Origin of the sequence: Enterococcus sp. DIV1375a (assembly GCF_051712205.1) — a bacterium.
GTDB lineage: Bacteria > Bacillota > Bacilli > Lactobacillales > Enterococcaceae > Enterococcus > Enterococcus faecalis.
In genome coordinates this window covers 112,954-128,962 of record NZ_JBIOOM010000001.1, presented here as the reverse complement: position 1 = coordinate 128,962, position 16,009 = coordinate 112,954, and the positions used below count along the sequence as shown (strand labels likewise).

General features: G+C 40.2%; 14 protein-coding genes and 1 pseudogene. 6 read left to right on the top strand and 9 right to left on the bottom strand.

The features are described 5' to 3' along the window. Window positions 1-34: 34 nt before the first annotated feature. From IGJ63_RS00555 to IGJ63_RS00535, 5 genes are all read right to left on the bottom strand, one after another. Complete coding sequence (locus tag IGJ63_RS00555) at window positions 35-1,108, bottom strand: BMP family lipoprotein (RefSeq protein ID WP_101731884.1); 1,074 nt, start codon at window positions 1,106-1,108, stop codon at window positions 35-37. Window positions 1,109-1,202: 94 nt separating this feature from the next. Continuing rightward, window positions 1,203-1,598 carry a cytidine deaminase gene (locus IGJ63_RS00550; RefSeq protein WP_438745788.1) on the bottom strand — a complete coding sequence of 132 codons (396 nt, stop codon included), beginning with the start codon at window positions 1,596-1,598 and terminating at the stop codon, window positions 1,203-1,205. A 37-nt stretch (window positions 1,599-1,635) separates the two neighbouring features. Then, window positions 1,636-2,298: a deoxyribose-phosphate aldolase gene (gene deoC / locus IGJ63_RS00545; RefSeq protein ID WP_002419408.1), complete on the bottom strand. Its 663-nt coding sequence runs from the start codon at window positions 2,296-2,298 to the stop codon at window positions 1,636-1,638. A 27-nt stretch (window positions 2,299-2,325) separates the two neighbouring features. After that, window positions 2,326-3,627 (bottom strand): pyrimidine-nucleoside phosphorylase, encoded by a 1,302-nt coding sequence (locus tag IGJ63_RS00540; RefSeq protein WP_010816250.1) that lies wholly within the window; start codon window positions 3,625-3,627, stop codon window positions 2,326-2,328. Window positions 3,628-3,766: 139 nt separating this feature from the next. After that, the gene (locus IGJ63_RS00535; RefSeq protein ID WP_101731886.1) at window positions 3,767-4,774 is read right to left on the bottom strand and encodes a substrate-binding domain-containing protein; all 1,008 of its coding nucleotides are present in this window, start codon (window positions 4,772-4,774) and stop codon (window positions 3,767-3,769) included. Window positions 4,775-4,915: 141 nt separating this feature from the next. Here IGJ63_RS00535 and add point away from each other — a divergent pair. Beyond that, a pseudogene (add, locus tag IGJ63_RS00530) lies at window positions 4,916-5,947 on the top strand (adenosine deaminase). Window positions 5,948-5,979: 32 nt separating this feature from the next. Here add and IGJ63_RS00525 read toward each other — a convergent pair. Together IGJ63_RS00525 and IGJ63_RS00520 are read right to left on the bottom strand one after the other, a co-directional pair. After that, window positions 5,980-6,588 (bottom strand): class I SAM-dependent methyltransferase, encoded by a 609-nt coding sequence (locus IGJ63_RS00525; RefSeq protein WP_002356162.1) that lies wholly within the window; start codon window positions 6,586-6,588, stop codon window positions 5,980-5,982. Window positions 6,589-6,602: 14 nt separating this feature from the next. Beyond that, on the bottom strand, window positions 6,603-7,190 hold the full coding sequence (locus IGJ63_RS00520) for an SGNH/GDSL hydrolase family protein (RefSeq protein WP_002356161.1): 588 nt from the start codon (window positions 7,188-7,190) through the stop codon (window positions 6,603-6,605). A 154-nt stretch (window positions 7,191-7,344) separates the two neighbouring features. Between IGJ63_RS00520 and coaA the strand changes: the two genes are divergently transcribed. From coaA to IGJ63_RS00495, 5 genes are all read left to right on the top strand, one after another. Next, window positions 7,345-8,268: a type I pantothenate kinase gene (coaA, locus tag IGJ63_RS00515; protein ID WP_002361524.1), complete on the top strand. Its 924-nt coding sequence runs from the start codon at window positions 7,345-7,347 to the stop codon at window positions 8,266-8,268. 310 nt (window positions 8,269-8,578) lie between these two features. Continuing rightward, window positions 8,579-10,141 (top strand): glutamine-hydrolyzing GMP synthase, encoded by a 1,563-nt coding sequence (guaA, locus tag IGJ63_RS00510; protein ID WP_101731887.1) that lies wholly within the window; start codon window positions 8,579-8,581, stop codon window positions 10,139-10,141. A 138-nt stretch (window positions 10,142-10,279) separates the two neighbouring features. After that, entirely contained in the window at window positions 10,280-10,621 is a 342-nt protein-coding gene (locus tag IGJ63_RS00505) for a hypothetical protein (protein WP_002383834.1), read from the top strand. 150 nt (window positions 10,622-10,771) lie between these two features. After that, complete coding sequence (locus IGJ63_RS00500; protein WP_002383833.1) at window positions 10,772-11,317, top strand: ATP:cob(I)alamin adenosyltransferase; 546 nt, start codon at window positions 10,772-10,774, stop codon at window positions 11,315-11,317. Between the two features lie 14 nt (window positions 11,318-11,331). Beyond that, the gene (locus IGJ63_RS00495) at window positions 11,332-11,775 is read left to right on the top strand and encodes a MepB family protein (protein WP_010816961.1); all 444 of its coding nucleotides are present in this window, start codon (window positions 11,332-11,334) and stop codon (window positions 11,773-11,775) included. A gap of 49 nt (window positions 11,776-11,824) precedes the next feature. Here IGJ63_RS00495 and IGJ63_RS00490 read toward each other — a convergent pair whose 3' ends face one another. Next, window positions 11,825-13,093: a RidA family protein gene (locus IGJ63_RS00490; protein WP_101731888.1), complete on the bottom strand. Its 1,269-nt coding sequence runs from the start codon at window positions 13,091-13,093 to the stop codon at window positions 11,825-11,827. Between the two features lie 284 nt (window positions 13,094-13,377). Then, complete coding sequence (locus IGJ63_RS00485) at window positions 13,378-15,885, bottom strand: EndoS/ChiA family endoglycosidase (RefSeq protein WP_101731889.1); 2,508 nt, start codon at window positions 15,883-15,885, stop codon at window positions 13,378-13,380. Window positions 15,886-16,009 lie beyond the last annotated feature (124 nt).

The following is a 16,009-nucleotide window of genomic DNA, read 5'->3' as shown; positions in this document are numbered from 1 at the left end:
AATAGTTTAATGTATTTAAACAACTAAGTTGTTTCTAAGGTTGGTCTGGGACTTTTACGTCACCAGAGATGATTTGTTCTTTGGCTTCTTTAACTGCCGTTTTGGCTTGATCGCTTAGGGCTTCTGTTGTTAAATCAACACCGCCATCTTTCAATCCATAAGTTAAATGTTCGCCGCCAGGGAATTTATCTTCTAATGCAAGATCAGAGATTTTTTTCACAGCAATATTTACCCCTTTAATGGTTGAAGCTAACGTTAAGTTATCATCCTTGCCATCTTTGGTTGTATATTTACCGTCTTCGTTTTGGTCACGGTCAACACCAATCACCCAAACTTTATCTTTTGAACCTGTTTCATTTAGCGCTTTGGCTTCTTGGAAGATTCCTTGTCCTGTAGTCGCCGCTGCGTGATAAATAATGTCGGCACCTGCTTGATACATAGAAGAAGCTAAGGCCCGTCCTTTTGAAGCGTCTGCAAATGTCCCTGCATAAGTAGACGTAATTTGAATATCTTTTCCTAATTTTTTGCCAGCATCTGCTACACCTTTTTCAAAACCAGCTTGGAAACGGCCAATAACAGGTCCTTCAACCCCGCCGATAAATCCTACTTTGTTGGTTTTCGTAGTGTTAGCTGCTGCCACACCTGCTAAATACGCAGATTCATTATCTCTAAATGTTGCAGAAGCGACGTTGTTTTTCCCATTAACTGTATCGTCGATTAGAACGAAATTCGTTTCTGGGTTGGCGTCCGCTGCATCTACTACTGCATTTTTTAGTAAATACCCAATGCCAAAAATCATTTTAAATTGACTTGAAATGGCTTGGTCAATGTTTGATGTATAATCAGATGCTTCATTTGATTGAATATACGCATACCCTTGAGGTCCTTCTGGAAGTTTGTGCTCTTTGCCCCACTCTTGCATTCCTTCCCACGCAGATTGATTAAAAGATTTGTCATCAATGCCGGCTGTATCTGTGACCATTACGACACTATGTTGTGGATCACCTTTTGTGTTGGCGTTCTTTTTGCTATTGCCGCCACATGCAGCTAACCCAATGGTTAAGGCAACTGCTGCCAATCCTAGACCTAAAAATTTTACTTGTTTCACTTTCCGAAAAGCCCCCTACTATTTTATCTATTATTTCATTCGCATTTATGCTATTGAAATCTACTTTGAGCCCAACGAAACCTTATGTCCTTTTTTAAAAATCTTTATCTGTAAATGAATAGGGCAATAATGCCTCAACTGTCATTGTTTTAGTCGCGCCATCTTTACCAACTAGCGTGACCGGCATTTGTGGATCAAAGAATTCAGCCATTACTTGACGACAAGCGCCACATGGAGAAATGGGTGCCTCTGTATTACCTGCTACAACTAAATGTTGGAAGGTCCGTTCATCTTCTGAAATGGCTTTAAAAACCGCCGTTCTTTCTGCACAATTTGTTAAACCAAAGGAGGCATTTTCAATGTTGACTCCTTGATACATTTTCCCGTCTGTAGTCACTAAGCAAGCGCCCACAGGAAAGTTAGAATACGGTACATAGGCGTGTGCCAATGCTTCTACGGCACAATCAAGCCATTCTTGTTTTACTGTCATCTTTTTCGCCACACCTTCGTTTAATTTGAAATACGAATTAATACCCTTCGCCAGTTACGCCAGAAACAATTGCTACACCCGTACTTGCACCGATGCGTGTTGCCCCCGCTTCAATCATTGCTAACGCTTCTTCTGCATTATGCACGCCACCGGAAGCCTTAACGCCCATGTCAGGACCAACTGTCTCACGCATTAAACGAACGTCTGCTACTTTAGCGCCTCCTGTTGAGAAGCCAGTAGATGTTTTAACGAAATCGGCACCTGCTTCTTTGGCTAATTCACAAGCTTTAACTTTTTCTTCGTCTGTTAATAATGCTGTTTCAATAATCACTTTGACTAACGCTTTTCCTTTGGCTGCATCTACTACGCCTTGAATGTCTTGACGTACGTGATCGTATTGTTGTGATTTTAATGCACCAATATTAATCACCATATCCACTTCATTCGCACCATTTTTAATCGCATCAGCGGCTTCATATGCTTTAACTTCTGGTGTATTTGCCCCCAAAGGAAAGCCAATAACGGTACACACAGCGACGTCGGTATCTGCTAATTGCTCGCTAGCAAAAGCGACCCAACAAGGATTGATACATACAGAGAAAAAGTTGTACTCCTTAGCTTCGTCAATAATTTTTTGGACAGCAGCTTCTGTCGCTTCTGGTTTCAAAATAGTGTGGTCAATCATGCGGTTTAATTCCATGATGAGAATTCCTCTTTTCTTATTGTTTTATTCCGTAATAATATCGTGAATCAAAATAGGCTCTTCGCCGGTTGGTCCAATTTCAATGTTTTTATAAAGCAATTGTTCGACTTCTGTCACGTCTTCACGATTGGCATAAATAGTTAGTAATGATTCGCCTTTTTCAACTGGGCTCCCTACTTTTTTGTGAAGTTTCAAGCCAACTGCAAAATCAATCGTATCTTCTTTCGTAGCACGACCAGCGCCCAGCAACATTGCGGCAACACCAATTTCATTGGCAACGATTTTTTGTACCACGCCTGTTTCTTTGGCAGGTAAATCAAATTGATAAGTTGCGGTTAATAATTTTTCTGGCTGGTCAACAACGGAACTGTCGCCGCCTTGATTTTCAATCATTTCTTTAAATTTTGCGAGTGCTCGACCGCTTGTTAATGCTTCTTCTAATAAAGCCCTTGCTTCGTCTAACGTATCGGCTTTTTTAGCTAAAACGACCATCTGACTTCCTAAGACATAGCACATCTCCACTAAATCTTCTGGTCCATTTCCTTGCAAGGTCTCGATTGCTTCAACGATTTCTAAACTGTTTCCGATGGCCTCCCCTAAAGGTTGTGACATGTCTGAAATCACTGCCATCGTTTGGCGATTTGCCAGTTTCCCAATGCGAACCATTGTTTCCGCTAATCGACGAGCACTTGCTAGGTCTTTCATAAAGGCCCCTTCACCAGTAGTCACGTCTAAGACAATCGCATCTGCCCCTGCGGCAATTTTTTTACTCATAATGGAACTTGCAATTAATGGAATTGAGTCAACAGTGGCGGTCACATCACGTAACGCATAAAGTTTTTTGTCTGCTGGTGCTAGATCACCTGACTGACCAATTACTGCCACTTTTGTATCGTTAACCAATTGAATAAAACGTTCTTCTGTCAATTCAACTTTAAAACCAGGAATCGCTTCTAATTTATCCAACGTACCGCCCGTGTAGCCTAAGCCACGACCAGACATTTTTGCTACATTGACCCCGACACTAGCAACTAATGGCGCTAAAATAAGCGTTGTAGTGTCGCCTACGCCACCTGTAGAATGCTTGTCGACTTTGATTCCTTCTATAGAAGAAAGATCCACAATTTCGCCTGAATGGACCATTGCTAACGTCATTTGTGTAATTTCTTCGTCTGTCATATCTTGGTAAAAAACAGCCATTAAAAAGGCACTTACCTGATAATCTGGAATTGAACCATCTGTGTATCCGTTGATAATAAATTGAATTTCTTCGCTTGTTAGTTGATGCCCGTCACGTTTCTTTTCAATAATGTCTACCATTCTCATGAATTCGTTCCCTCCGATTTCCCGATAATGTATTATACAACAAAATCGTTCAGCTTTAAACCATTTAGTAAACCAGTTTACTATTATTTTTTCTTTTGAAAACGCAAACAACACGAACATTATATTTCTAAGCTGTTTTTTAAATCGGTTTTGTGCTTTTTCTAGCAATAAACGTCGCATCGAAAACTTTATTCGGAACTTTCCCTGTTGGATCTGCAATAGCTTCCACCAAAAATTTTGCTGCATAATAGCCAATATCAAAACTCGGCTGATAGACGGTTGTTAAACTCGGCACCAAATATTCGGAAATTTCCAAGCCATCAAAACCAACCACCGAAATATCGTCAGGAATTTTCTTGCCCGCTTCTTCAATGGCTTGATAAGCTCCCATCGCCATTTCATCATTGCCACAAAAAATTGCTGTGATTTCTTCATTTTTCAAAACTTCTTTTGCCGCAGCATAGCCGCCATGCAAGTTCAATTCCCCAGCACAAACATAATGCGGACGAAAAGGTAAATTGTTGTCCTGTAACGAATGCTGATACGCCGTCACTCGTTCCGTTAAACGATAATAGCCGGCACTTTCACGCAACATGCCAATATGCTGATGCCCTTGTTGAATCAAATGATGGACCGCTTGATAAGCACCTTCGTACTCTTTAACGATTAATCGTCCACTATCTCGTGGATTAATCCCACGATCGACAAGAATGACAGGAATCGGATGTTCTCGTCGGTCTTTTAAAATATGATTTTCTGGCAAAACATTCGGCGTGGCAAAAATAATGCCATCTACCGACCGATGAATCAGCTCGCTAACATATTGCATCGCTTGTTCGGAATCATGCTTTGAATTGCATAACAAAATCATGTAGCCTAACGAATTTAAATATGTTTCCACACCTTCAATCACTTTTGAGAAAAAGAAATCCGTCACATCTGGCACAATCATACCAATGGTTTTGGAATGACGGTTGATTACATTCGAAGCAAAGTAATCTGGCTTGTAATGATTTTCAGCGACTACCGCCAACACCTTGTTACGGGTTTTTTCACTGAAACGACTCCCTTTATTATTCAGAATTTGTGAGACGGTTGTGACAGAAACACCAGCCATATCAGCAATTTCTTTAATCGTTAGTTTCATCGCGCCCCTCCCAACGTCTCCTTTTGCATTGACAGACATTTGTAGACATGTTACAGTCTTCAAAATACTTATCGAATCTTTTACATTTTAACAAAAAAAAGACAAAAGAAATAGACTAAAAAGATTAAAAAACAAAAGAAAATGGAGGCTATTTTTTTCATGGAAGAATCCCGTGTCCGTCAATTACCAAAAATCGAGCTGCACTGTCACTTAGATGGGTCGATTTGACCAACCACTTTACGCACCATTGCTGAAAAACAAAACATTCCATTACCCCAAGACGAACAAGCCTTGAAAGAGTTAGTGGTTGCCCCTGAAAAATGCACCGATTTGAATGATTATTTAACTCGGTTTGACTTCGTGCTCACCTGTCTACAAACAGCTGAGGCTTTGCAAGCAGCGGCGTATGACGTGATTAGCCAAGCTGCCGAAGATGGCGTGGCATACATAGAGGTGCGTTTTGCGCCTTCCCAACATACAGAAAAAGGCTTACGGTTACCTGAAATCGTGACTGCTGTTTTAACTGGCTTAAAACAAGGCGAAGAAGATTTTGGTGTAAAAAGCAATGCACTGTTATGCGGCATGCGGCATGATCAACAACAAGCCATAGAAAAAATCGTTCACTTAGCGCATGATTTCAGAGAGACAGGCGTTGTCGGCTTTGATTTAGCTGGCAATGAAGTCGATTTCCCTCCATACACATTTGAAGACGTATTAGCTTTAGCCAACCAATTGTCAATTCCATTAACACTCCACGCTGGGGAATGCGGCTGTGGCAAAAATGTCGCTGATGCTGTCACTTTAGGTGCTACTCGGATTGGCCACGGTATTGCTTTGAAAGATACACCCGAATACTTGGCGCTCTTAAAAGAAAAAAAGGTTCTTTTAGAAATGTGTCCAACTAGCAACTTCCAAACAGGCACCGTCAAAACATTGGCTGAATACCCTTTTCAACAATTTATAGAGGCTGGCTTAGCCGTCTGCATCAATACCGATAATCGCACTGTTTCAGATACTACGTTAACGAAAGAATTCATGAAATTGGCCACTTGGTATCAATTAAGTTATGACGAAATGAAGCAACTCACTAAAAATGCGCTTGCAGGTGCTTTTTTATCGCCAGACGAAAAAAAACTGTTGAACCAAAAAATTGATCAAGCGTATCTATTCTAAAAAAGAACCGCCACTAAAGTGGCGGTTCTTTTTTACTCTGCTTCTTTAACACTTCGTAAAATATAATAGCCTTTGTCTTTTGTCACAATTTCAACATTGCCAAATACTTCAGCCATTTTCTTTTCTGCACTAGGTGCACCTTGTTTCTTTTGAATAACCACCGTTAGTGTGCCACCAACTTTCAACAACGGAAAAGCCCCTGTTAAAATGCCATGGACAACTTTTTTGCCTGCACGAATGGGCGGATTGCTAACAATCGCCGCGTAGGTCGTTTCGTTTAAGGTTTCATACACATTGGAAGAATGGATATCCACAGTAGTAATTTGGTTGCGTTGGGCGTTCATTTGAGCTAGCCCAACTGCCCGTTGGTTGACATCCACCATTTCCACCAGTCGACCAGTCGCCGCTGCTAAGGACAACCCAATTGGTCCATAGCCACAACCAACATCTAACAAACGGCCTGCTGGTAAATTTTCCCATTCAAAGGCATCAATCAACACACGAGAACCATAATCCACTGTTCCTCTTGAGAAGACCCCGCTATCGGTCGTAAACTGAAAGGTCCGACCACGTAATGGAAAAGACCAGCTTTCTAAATCATGTGCTAATTCTGGATTTTCTGTATAATAATGATTCGCCATTTTGTTCTTCCTATCTATGCTTGTTTTGGTTTTAGTCTACCCTTTATTTCTCGAACAATCAAGGCACCTAATAATTCATAGCCTACTTGTGAAAAATGCAAACCATCTGCTTGTAAAAATTCATCCGTTCCAGGATAAACAGTCATCGCTTTATACAAATCAATAACTGGCAAGTTATGTGCCGCTCCGACTTCTTGTGCAACCTTGACCAATTCCTTGATACGCGTTTGTGGACGTTCTGGACGTCTGCCACTATCCGCATATGGTGGTGTAATTAAAATCACCTTTTCTGAACCAATTTCGTGAATCATTGTTTCAAGGTTTTCTCTAAACGTGGCTACTGTTATATTTCGATCCAGTGACGCATCATTGGCGCCAAAGAAAATCACCACTTCATCAGGTTTCTCAATTAGTACTTCTTTATTTAATCGTTTTAAACCATCCTCTGTTGTATCGCCAGGCATTCCAGCATTAATAACAGCCACTTCTTCTAGACCCATCGCAGCAATATCCCGTTTCACTAAGTCAACAAGAACAGGTGAGACGGCTTCGTCTAAATAACCAGCAGTAATGCTATCACCAAATAATACAATTTTTCTCATGGCTTTTCCCCTCTTTTCTAACAGTTTTCTCTTTTCATGATACCATTTTCATCATAAATTGGCGAAGAAGGGAATTCTTTTGTAAAATCCTGTGTTTCCCTTGTGAAATTATGGTAAAATGTACAAAGATTGAACAGGGTTTGGTGGAGGAACAATGGACGATAAAATGAATTACTACCCAATTTCCAGAGAAGAATGGCATGGGTTTTATCATGACGGCAAAGCACCGTTAACCGAAGCAGAATTGGATAACATTAAAAGTGTGAACGACCAAATTTCACTAAAAGATGTACAAGAAATTTATGTACCCTTAACGCATCTTATTCATTTGTACATGAAAGAATTTGAATCGCTAACACTTAGCAAAGGATTATTCCTACATGAATATGTCTCTGTACCACCATTCATCATTGGAATTGCCGGCAGTGTCGCCGTTGGTAAAAGCACCACCGCTCGTCTTTTGCAAAGAATTCTGGCCCGAACGTTTAAACGAAGAAACGTTCAACTCATTACAACGGATGGATTTTTGTATCCCAATAAAGTGTTAGAAGAACAGGGAATGATGGACCGAAAAGGGTTTCCTGAAAGTTATGACATGGAAAAGCTAATTAATTTCTTAAACGAAGTCAAAAGCGGCAAAGACGAAATTAAAGCACCCGTCTATTCTCACAGTGTCTACGATGTTATCGAAGGCGAATATGAGTTGATTCAACAACCAGATATTTTGATTGTTGAAGGCATTAACACATTACAGTTGCCCGCCAATCAACAAATTTATGTGAGTGATTTTTTTGATTTTTCTATTTTTGTGGATGCCGATCCAGCCTTAATTGAAAAATGGTACCTAGAACGTTTTGGGGCCTTATTAGATACGGCTTTCTTAGATCCTAATAATTATTATTACCAATATGCAATTGGCAAACGAGAAGATGCTTTCGCCATGGCACGGAATGTTTGGAAAACCGTGAACTTGCCGAACTTGGAGGAATATATCTTGCCAACGCGCGGACGTGCGGACATTATTTTGCATAAAACGGAAAATCATTTGATTGACCAAATCTATCTACGTAAATATTAAGGGTTGACGAGCTAAGAAATATCCTGTATCTTTTGTAGAAATATCCTTGAAAATTTTCAGCAGAATGCATGACTTTCAAGGAGTAAAATGTTTTAATAAGTATAGCTAGACAAAGAAGAGTACGGAACAAAAGTGAACCACTTTTTAACCGCCTGATTTTCGGCTGTTTAAAAGTAGCCCTGCGGAATTAAGCCAAAATTTTCTAAAAATCGTAAAACAATTTTTGAAAATCCTCTCTTAATTCTTGGTGCTGACCACTTTTTAACCGCCTTTTCTTTAGATAAATTTAAATGGATAAGGGGTAATAGACGTGACTAACGTTGCCGATTTGACATCTGTCGAAAAAATTATTGTTTTAGACTTTGGTAGTCAGTTTAACCAATTGATTACTCGTCGTATTCGTGAATTTGGCGTATTCTCTGAGTTATTAAGCCACCGAACTACGGCAGAAGAAATTCGCAAAATCGCGCCTAAAGGAATCATCTTCTCAGGTGGACCAAACAGCGTGTATGACAAAGATGCTTTTAGCATTGATCCAGAAATTTATGAGTTAGGAATTCCCATTCTTGGCATCTGCTACGGTATGCAATTAATGACTCATAACTTAGGCGGAAAAGTAGAACCTGCTGCAAACCGTGAATACGGAAAAGCAGAATTAGAAATCCTTGGTGATGCGACATTATTCCAAGGAACACCTGCGAAACAAACCGTTTGGATGAGCCACGGTGATTTAGTAACAGAAATCGCTCCTGGATTCGAAAAAGTTGGGACAAGCAACGACTGTCCAATCGCTTCTATCGAAGATGCCAACCGCAACTTCTACGGCGTACAATTTCACCCAGAAGTTCGTCATTCAGAATATGGTAACGACTTATTACGTCACTTTGCTTTTGATGTGTGTGGCTGTACTGGTGACTGGAGCATGGAAAACTTCATCGATATGGAAGTCGCTAAAATCCGTGAACAAGTAGGCGATAAAAAAGTCTTACTTGGTTTATCAGGTGGCGTTGACTCAAGTGTTGTCGGCGTGCTTTTACAAAAAGCCATTGGCGACCAATTAACTTGTATCTTCGTTGACCATGGATTATTACGTAAAGGTGAAGCAGAACAAGTAATGGAAAGTTTAGGCGGTAAATTTGGCTTAAACATTATTAAAGTAGATGCGAAAGAACGCTTCTTAAGTAAATTAGCAGGCGTTTCTGACCCTGAACAAAAACGTAAAATCATCGGTAACGAATTTGTGTATGTTTTTGATGACGAAGCAACTAAACTTGCTGGGGAAGAAGGCGTTTCATTCCTAGCACAAGGAACTCTTTACACAGACGTCATCGAATCTGGTACAGAAACTGCGCAAACAATTAAATCACATCACAACGTTGGTGGTCTTCCTGAAGACATGCAATTTGAATTAATTGAACCTTTAAATACATTATTCAAAGACGAAGTTCGTGCCTTAGGAACTGAACTTGGCATGCCTGATGCAATCGTTTGGCGCCAACCATTCCCAGGACCAGGATTAGGTATTCGTGTGCTTGGTGAAATTACAGAAGATAAATTACAAATTGTTCGTGATTCAGATGCTATCCTACGTGAAGAAATCGCAGCAGCTGGCTTAGATCGTGACATTTGGCAGTACTTTACTGTCTTACCTGGCATCCGCTCAGTAGGCGTTATGGGTGACGGCCGTACCTACGATTACACAGTCGGTATCCGTGCTGTGACTTCTATCGACGGCATGACCGCTGACTTTGCTCGTATCCCTTGGGATGTTTTACAAAAAATCTCTGTGCGCATCGTGAACGAAGTTGCACATGTAAACCGTATCGTGTACGATATTACTTCAAAACCACCTGCAACTGTGGAGTGGGAATAACAATCAACCCGCTAGAAAACCTATTTTATAGGTGTTTCTAGCGGGTTTTCTTTTGTGTTATCACACTTTCCTCCCACCATTCTCCGTTTTTCCTTTGCTCCACCGCCCTCAAAGTCCTATAATTTAATCATAAGAATAGTGGCTATTAATAAAATTCATCAATTAAAAGGAAGCGATTTCAACATGTCAAAAGCAACTTTTCTTAAGTATGGTTTTGTTGTCCTCTTCATAGGAATTTTTTTACTTCGTGCCCAAAAATTTATTTCTGAGCCCCTTTCGTACCTTTTTTCGGGTATTCTTTTGCTTATTGTTGCGTATTTAATACTCGTGAAAAAAATGAACTTTTTCTCAAGTTTGCTTACTGTTACCGATCAACCTTCTTCTACCCAACAACGATTGGGTCAAATCTCTGGTTTTGTCAGTTTATTGATTGGTTTACTTCTGGTAATTCTTAGCTTCATTTTCTTTCTCCAACTTTGATTCCCCCTTGACTCTCCCTTCACTCTTGGCTATGATTACCTTAGCAAGTACAATGGTGTACTGTAAACAGTCGAGCAACGGCGCTCAAAAAGATTGGCTTTCGTGCATTCTTTTTGAGCGCTTTTTATTTTTAGAAAGTAGGGAAATTGAATGGAAAAAATGTACCGCAGTCCGTATGAAGCGTACCCGTATCTATCTTCTAAACCAGAAGATTTACGATGTGATTTTGAATTAATGACTGATGAATTAGCCTCGATGACAGGTCTTCTACGAGGATATGTGCAACAATTAGACGTCCCTGAACAGCCTGCACTAACAGAAGAACTAGCTAAAATTTGCGAGTTAATCTACCATGTCAATCCAACGACCCGAACAAAATTAACAGTCACAGAGGAAGAAATAGCTTGGCTTTTGGAACGTGTCAATACTATGAATGAACTGACATACGAAGAAAATCGTCCTTTTGTTTTACCGATGGGCACAATCTGTTCCTCTTATGCACACATTTTAAGAGCCAAAGCCAAAGATATTGTTCGTTTACTTTATCGCATGGACTATGGTGGTAAAAAAATTGATCCGCAGCTGTATGATGTAGTCAACTTACTCTCAGGTTACTTTTTCATGTTAGCTTTGTATCTAAATCAGCTCGAAAATGGTGAAGAAGTCCCCTTTGTTTCTCGCAACTATTCTATTTAATTTGGAGGAAGATGATGAATTCATTACCGATACTTGAAAAAGCAGTGGGCGCGATCACGCTGCTTTCCGAAGAACAACAAAATGCCGAATATGAAGGCTTTTTATGCCAAGTTAATGAATCGCAACAACTTATACGCAGTCGCTTAGCCAAAAAAACGCCGAAAAAAGAAGGCTATTTTGTAGCCTTTTGGGAAAAAAATCAACAAAATCAGAACGAAGCCTTTGATGCAACGGAAGCCCCTGAAATGTTAGCAATTGTCATTTCTGATCAAGAAAAGCAAGGTCTCTTTCTTCTGCCGAAAGAATGTTTAATCCAACAAAAAATTCTCAAAACGCACCAACAAAAAGGCAAAATGGCAGCCCGTTTTTATCCTTCTTGGTGCCAAAACCTTAATCAAACCGCGAAAAAAACACAAAAATGGCAACTAGCTTACTTTACTGATTTATCTAAATACTAAAAACGTCAGCTGGCTTCAGAAGCCAGCTGACGTTTGTTTCTTCTACTGTTTAACCAATTGGTGGCGTACCTTCTGCGTTCCCAGCAATCGCTTCGATTTGAATCTGGGCACCTTTTGGTAAATCCGTCACACCAATCACTCTTCTGGCAGGCGTGCCTTCAGGGAAGTACGTTTGGTAGACGTCATCTACTGCCGCCAGCTCTTCAATCTCTTTCACAAAAATATTCACTTTCACCAGATCAGCTAAGCTGTGATCCACGCTTTCAATAATCGCTTTGATGTTTTCTAAACATTGCGTCGTTTGTTCCTTGATTCCGCCAGCGACTAACGCATTTGTTTTAGGGTCCAATGTTAGCTGAGCTGATAGATGGTTGTAATGAGAAAAAGCAACAGTTTGTGTCGAAAATGGACACTTCGGTGCGTGATCTGTATTATTTGCTTCAATAATTAATCCATGTCGATCTTCAATCGCTTGTGGTGGTGTACCATCTCCATGAGAAACCACCGCTTCTACTTGCACCGCCGCGTCCATTGGTAAATCAGCAACAGTAATCACTGTTCGTGCTGGCATATAATTGACCGTGCGCGCAATTCCTGAATCTGGGAAAAAAGCGGCATATACTTGATTGACAGCTTCCAACTTAGATAAATCTTTTAAATAAATGTTGACCTTCACAATATCATCAAAAGGCACATCAATACTGGTTAAAATGGCTTTTATGTTTTTCAAACATTGTTTTGTTTGCGTTTTAACACAGCCAACCACAACTCTGCCCGTTTGAGGATCTATAGGCAATTGTGCAGACAGATTGTTATAGTGAGAAAACGCGACCGTTTGACTGGCTAGAGCATCAATTGGTGCCTGAACCGTCTGATTCGTTAATTTAATTAAATCCCCAGCTTGAGGCGCATTAGGGATAGTTCCTTCCCCATTTGAAACAAGTGCCTCCATTTGAACAGAAGCGCCTAACGGCAAATCTGCGACGGCGACCACTGTTTTAGCTGGATAATAATGGGTAAAGAAGGCCGCATAGACCTCCTCAACTGCGGCAACATCCCGCATATCTTTGACAAAAATGGTCATTCTGACAATGTCACTCATCACATGGTTGATACTTTCAACAACCGCTTGGATATTTTTCAAGCATTGTGTCGCTTGGGACCGAATGCCACCTTCTACCAATTGTCCAGAGGTTGGCTCAATAGGTAACTGTGCTGACAAATGATTATAGTGGGAAAATGCGACTGTTTGGGCTGCGAGAGGATGCTTTGGTGCACGCTCTGTATTTCTTGCTAAGACGATATTTTCATTACTCATAACTCTACTCCCTTTTTTAGCATTCCAACAAAAATGATTCCGCTTACATTTTCAAGCGTTAAACTTCCAACAAGATCCTTTTTATTTTTCTGCTTTTCTATTAATGGTGATAGCTTTCCACCACCACTTCTTTCAGTCTACAATAAGAACAGGAACATTTCAATAAGGCATTCCTAAATTGATTGTTGGCACTCAAACAAATCTTCTTCCGTTAAAGAAGACTGGCACGAATCAAGCTTGATTCGTGCCAGTCTTTATAGATAACTCGTTAGCTTTAACTAGTTTTATTTAACCACCATATACTCACGATAATTCTCCGAGAACGTATCCATTAGCGTATAAATTCGTTCAAAATCATAGTCACGACGAGGGTCATCATACCAAACACATTGAATACTTCCAATAATTGGAAGATTTGGGCTACCTGCTGGCACATCTGTAAATGCTTTTTTCGACATATTTGCTAAAGCATCGTCATATTGATAAATGCCAGAATCAACATTGCCAGCGACCCAATACCACGCATCATTGGTATTAAAAATTTTGTGTCCTTTTTGAACAAAGTACTCAGGTTTGGCTACGTCATATCCGCTCCAACCGGCTGTCCAATAAGAAATAATAATCTCTGGGTCAAATGTACCGAAAGAATCGTCGCTGTTGTAATAAATGCCATCATTGAAGCTCATTGGCTGCATGCCCGCATCTTTAATTATTTTAGATAAATCATTCGCATAAGCGACAAAATCCTTGTAGCGCCCAGAAGATTGCAGTTTCGCCCAACCGCCTGTGTCGACATCATTTGCATACTCATCGCCACCAAAATTGAAAATTTCACTATGCGCGGAAAAATAAGCCACGTACTTACTGATAATCGCCTTTGTGAAATTCACTGCCTTTTGGTTTCCTAAATCTACTGTGCGTTTTGAGCCATCAAAAGCGGGATTTTTAATCGCTAGTTTTTCCATAGCCACTAACAACGCATCCATATGTCCTGGACTGTTAATCACGGGAATGATGTTGATGTTGCGCGCTTTCGCAAAAGCCAACAAACGATCCATTTCTTTTTGTGTTAACGCGTTGCCATTAGGATCATTGTAATACGCGTTGTTGCCTCGTTGGATTGCTTTTGAAACCCGGTTGTGGTTGTATTTTTTACCATTCACATTGACCGACATATCATCCAAGATAAACCGTAAGCCATCATTTCCTAAAATTAATTGGACATCTGTGTACCCATTTTGACTGGCTTTGGCCACTAATTCTTCCAGTTGTTCCACGGAAAAATATTTTCTTCCCGCATCAATGGAGAAGACACTTTTTAAAGGTTGTGTTTGTTTCTCTTTTAAATTATCCAAAGCTGTTTGGACCTCCGTTTGCCAAGTAGTCACTTGCGCGGCTGTATACGTTTTTCCCGCAAGTTCTGTTGCGACTGTCTCTTTTGTTGTTTGTAGTGCTTGAATCGTTTCTGGTGTATAGTTTTCTGCCTTTTCAATGGCTGTAACTGCTTGATCCAACGTACGATATAAAGTGGTTAAGTCAATGGCTAACAGGCCTTTTTCTAATTCAGCATCATAGGTATTTGAAATCCCTTGGCCATAATCGCCACCTAAAATAGCTTTATTCACATCATAAAGCGTTGTTGCTTGTGTCACTGCTTCTGCGGCTTTATTTTGTGCTTCAAGGTCTGTGTTGGCGTAGCTAATTCGTTTTAAATAGTGTTGCGCAGCCGCTTTCATCTCTGCAAGAGAAACGCCTTTACTCTCTGCAATGGCCGTTTTTGTCCAAAGTAAATTAGAAGGTTTTATCTGATTTAAATCGTCTTCATTATAGGTGCGACCATCGCGATCTAAGGCATAGAGGAACATGCCCCCTAAATTATTTTCATAAGAATAACGAGCTACTTTATACATGTTACTTTCCATATACGGCTCTTTTGTGTCATACCAGCGGTTGCGATCTTGCTCTTCTGGGAAAGTTAATCCTGGAACAAATCGTTCCCCATTGAGAACCGGACTTAAATTATTTAATGCTCGTTGCGTGCGTTGGTCATCGCTGCCATACTGTTGATACGCGAGAAAATCGAAACAGTCACTGACATCTTGTAAAGGTGGTAAATATTCTGCATTGGTATCATACAAAAATGGGCGATCCGTTCCCGACTTCGGTCCAATGTATTTTGATAATGCACGAATGCCCCCATTAGATAGAACAATATCTTTTTCACTTGGACGAGTTTCCATGTCAATATCTAACCCATCAATTCCTAAATCATCGACAAATTTGGTTAACAACTCTTTCGCATAAGCATCAAATTCTGCTTCTGTAGGCGTTGTTCCTGCATAAGGAACTTTTAATAGCTCGCTATAATCAATCCCACGAACTAAACGAACACCTCGTGCATGCAGTGCTGGCGCATACTCATTTTTTAACGTATCATAAAATGGCTGTGCAAGTGCTTCTTGTCCTTTTGGCACATAACTAAAGACATTCACAATGTCAATACCATAAGGAATATCGTGCATCGTTAGCCAATTTTCATCTGGCAATGTTGTATTAACCCCTTGCATCGTTTTGTCACGCCAGGCCCGATAATAAACCATAAAATGTTTCTCTTGGGTCGGCTCATTGGCTTGGCTGACCATTGGTTGATGTAACAGACTAAATAAGATAAACGTCAAGCCAACCAATAACAAAAGACCCAGCCAACTGACAATTGTTTCTCTGTTTTCTCCTCTTCCTGTCGATAAATCGTTCCCCACTTTGAACACCATTCCTTTCTGCACTCCATTCATTTTTGTGTATCCGCCTAAAAAGAAAGCGCATACACAGTCATCAATAGAATAACAAAAAATAACGAATTTGCAAAATAGAAACTGGAAAAATGAGGATTTTCTATAAAAATCTTTTCCCGCCTAA

Coding starts and splice junctions, on each gene's coding strand:
- IGJ63_RS00550 (WP_438745788.1), bottom strand. CDS start 1,598: ATGACAGTAAAACAAGAATGGCTTGATTGTGCCGTAGAAGCATTGGCA.
- deoC (WP_002419408.1), bottom strand. CDS start 2,298: ATGGAATTAAACCGCATGATTGACCACACTATTTTGAAACCAGAAGCG.
- IGJ63_RS00540 (WP_010816250.1), bottom strand. CDS start 3,627: ATGAGAATGGTAGACATTATTGAAAAGAAACGTGACGGGCATCAACTA.
- IGJ63_RS00535 (WP_101731886.1), bottom strand. CDS start 4,774: ATGAAACTAACGATTAAAGAAATTGCTGATATGGCTGGTGTTTCTGTC.
- IGJ63_RS00525 (WP_002356162.1), bottom strand. CDS start 6,588: ATGGCGAATCATTATTATACAGAAAATCCAGAATTAGCACATGATTTA.
- IGJ63_RS00520 (WP_002356161.1), bottom strand. CDS start 7,190: ATGAGAAAAATTGTATTATTTGGTGATAGCATTACTGCTGGTTATTTA.
- coaA (WP_002361524.1), top strand. CDS start 7,345: ATGGACGATAAAATGAATTACTACCCAATTTCCAGAGAAGAATGGCAT.
- IGJ63_RS00500 (WP_002383833.1), top strand. CDS start 10,772: ATGGAAAAAATGTACCGCAGTCCGTATGAAGCGTACCCGTATCTATCT.
- IGJ63_RS00495 (WP_010816961.1), top strand. CDS start 11,332: ATGAATTCATTACCGATACTTGAAAAAGCAGTGGGCGCGATCACGCTG.
- IGJ63_RS00490 (WP_101731888.1), bottom strand. CDS start 13,093: ATGAGTAATGAAAATATCGTCTTAGCAAGAAATACAGAGCGTGCACCA.
- IGJ63_RS00485 (WP_101731889.1), bottom strand. CDS start 15,885: ATGAATGGAGTGCAGAAAGGAATGGTGTTCAAAGTGGGGAACGATTTA.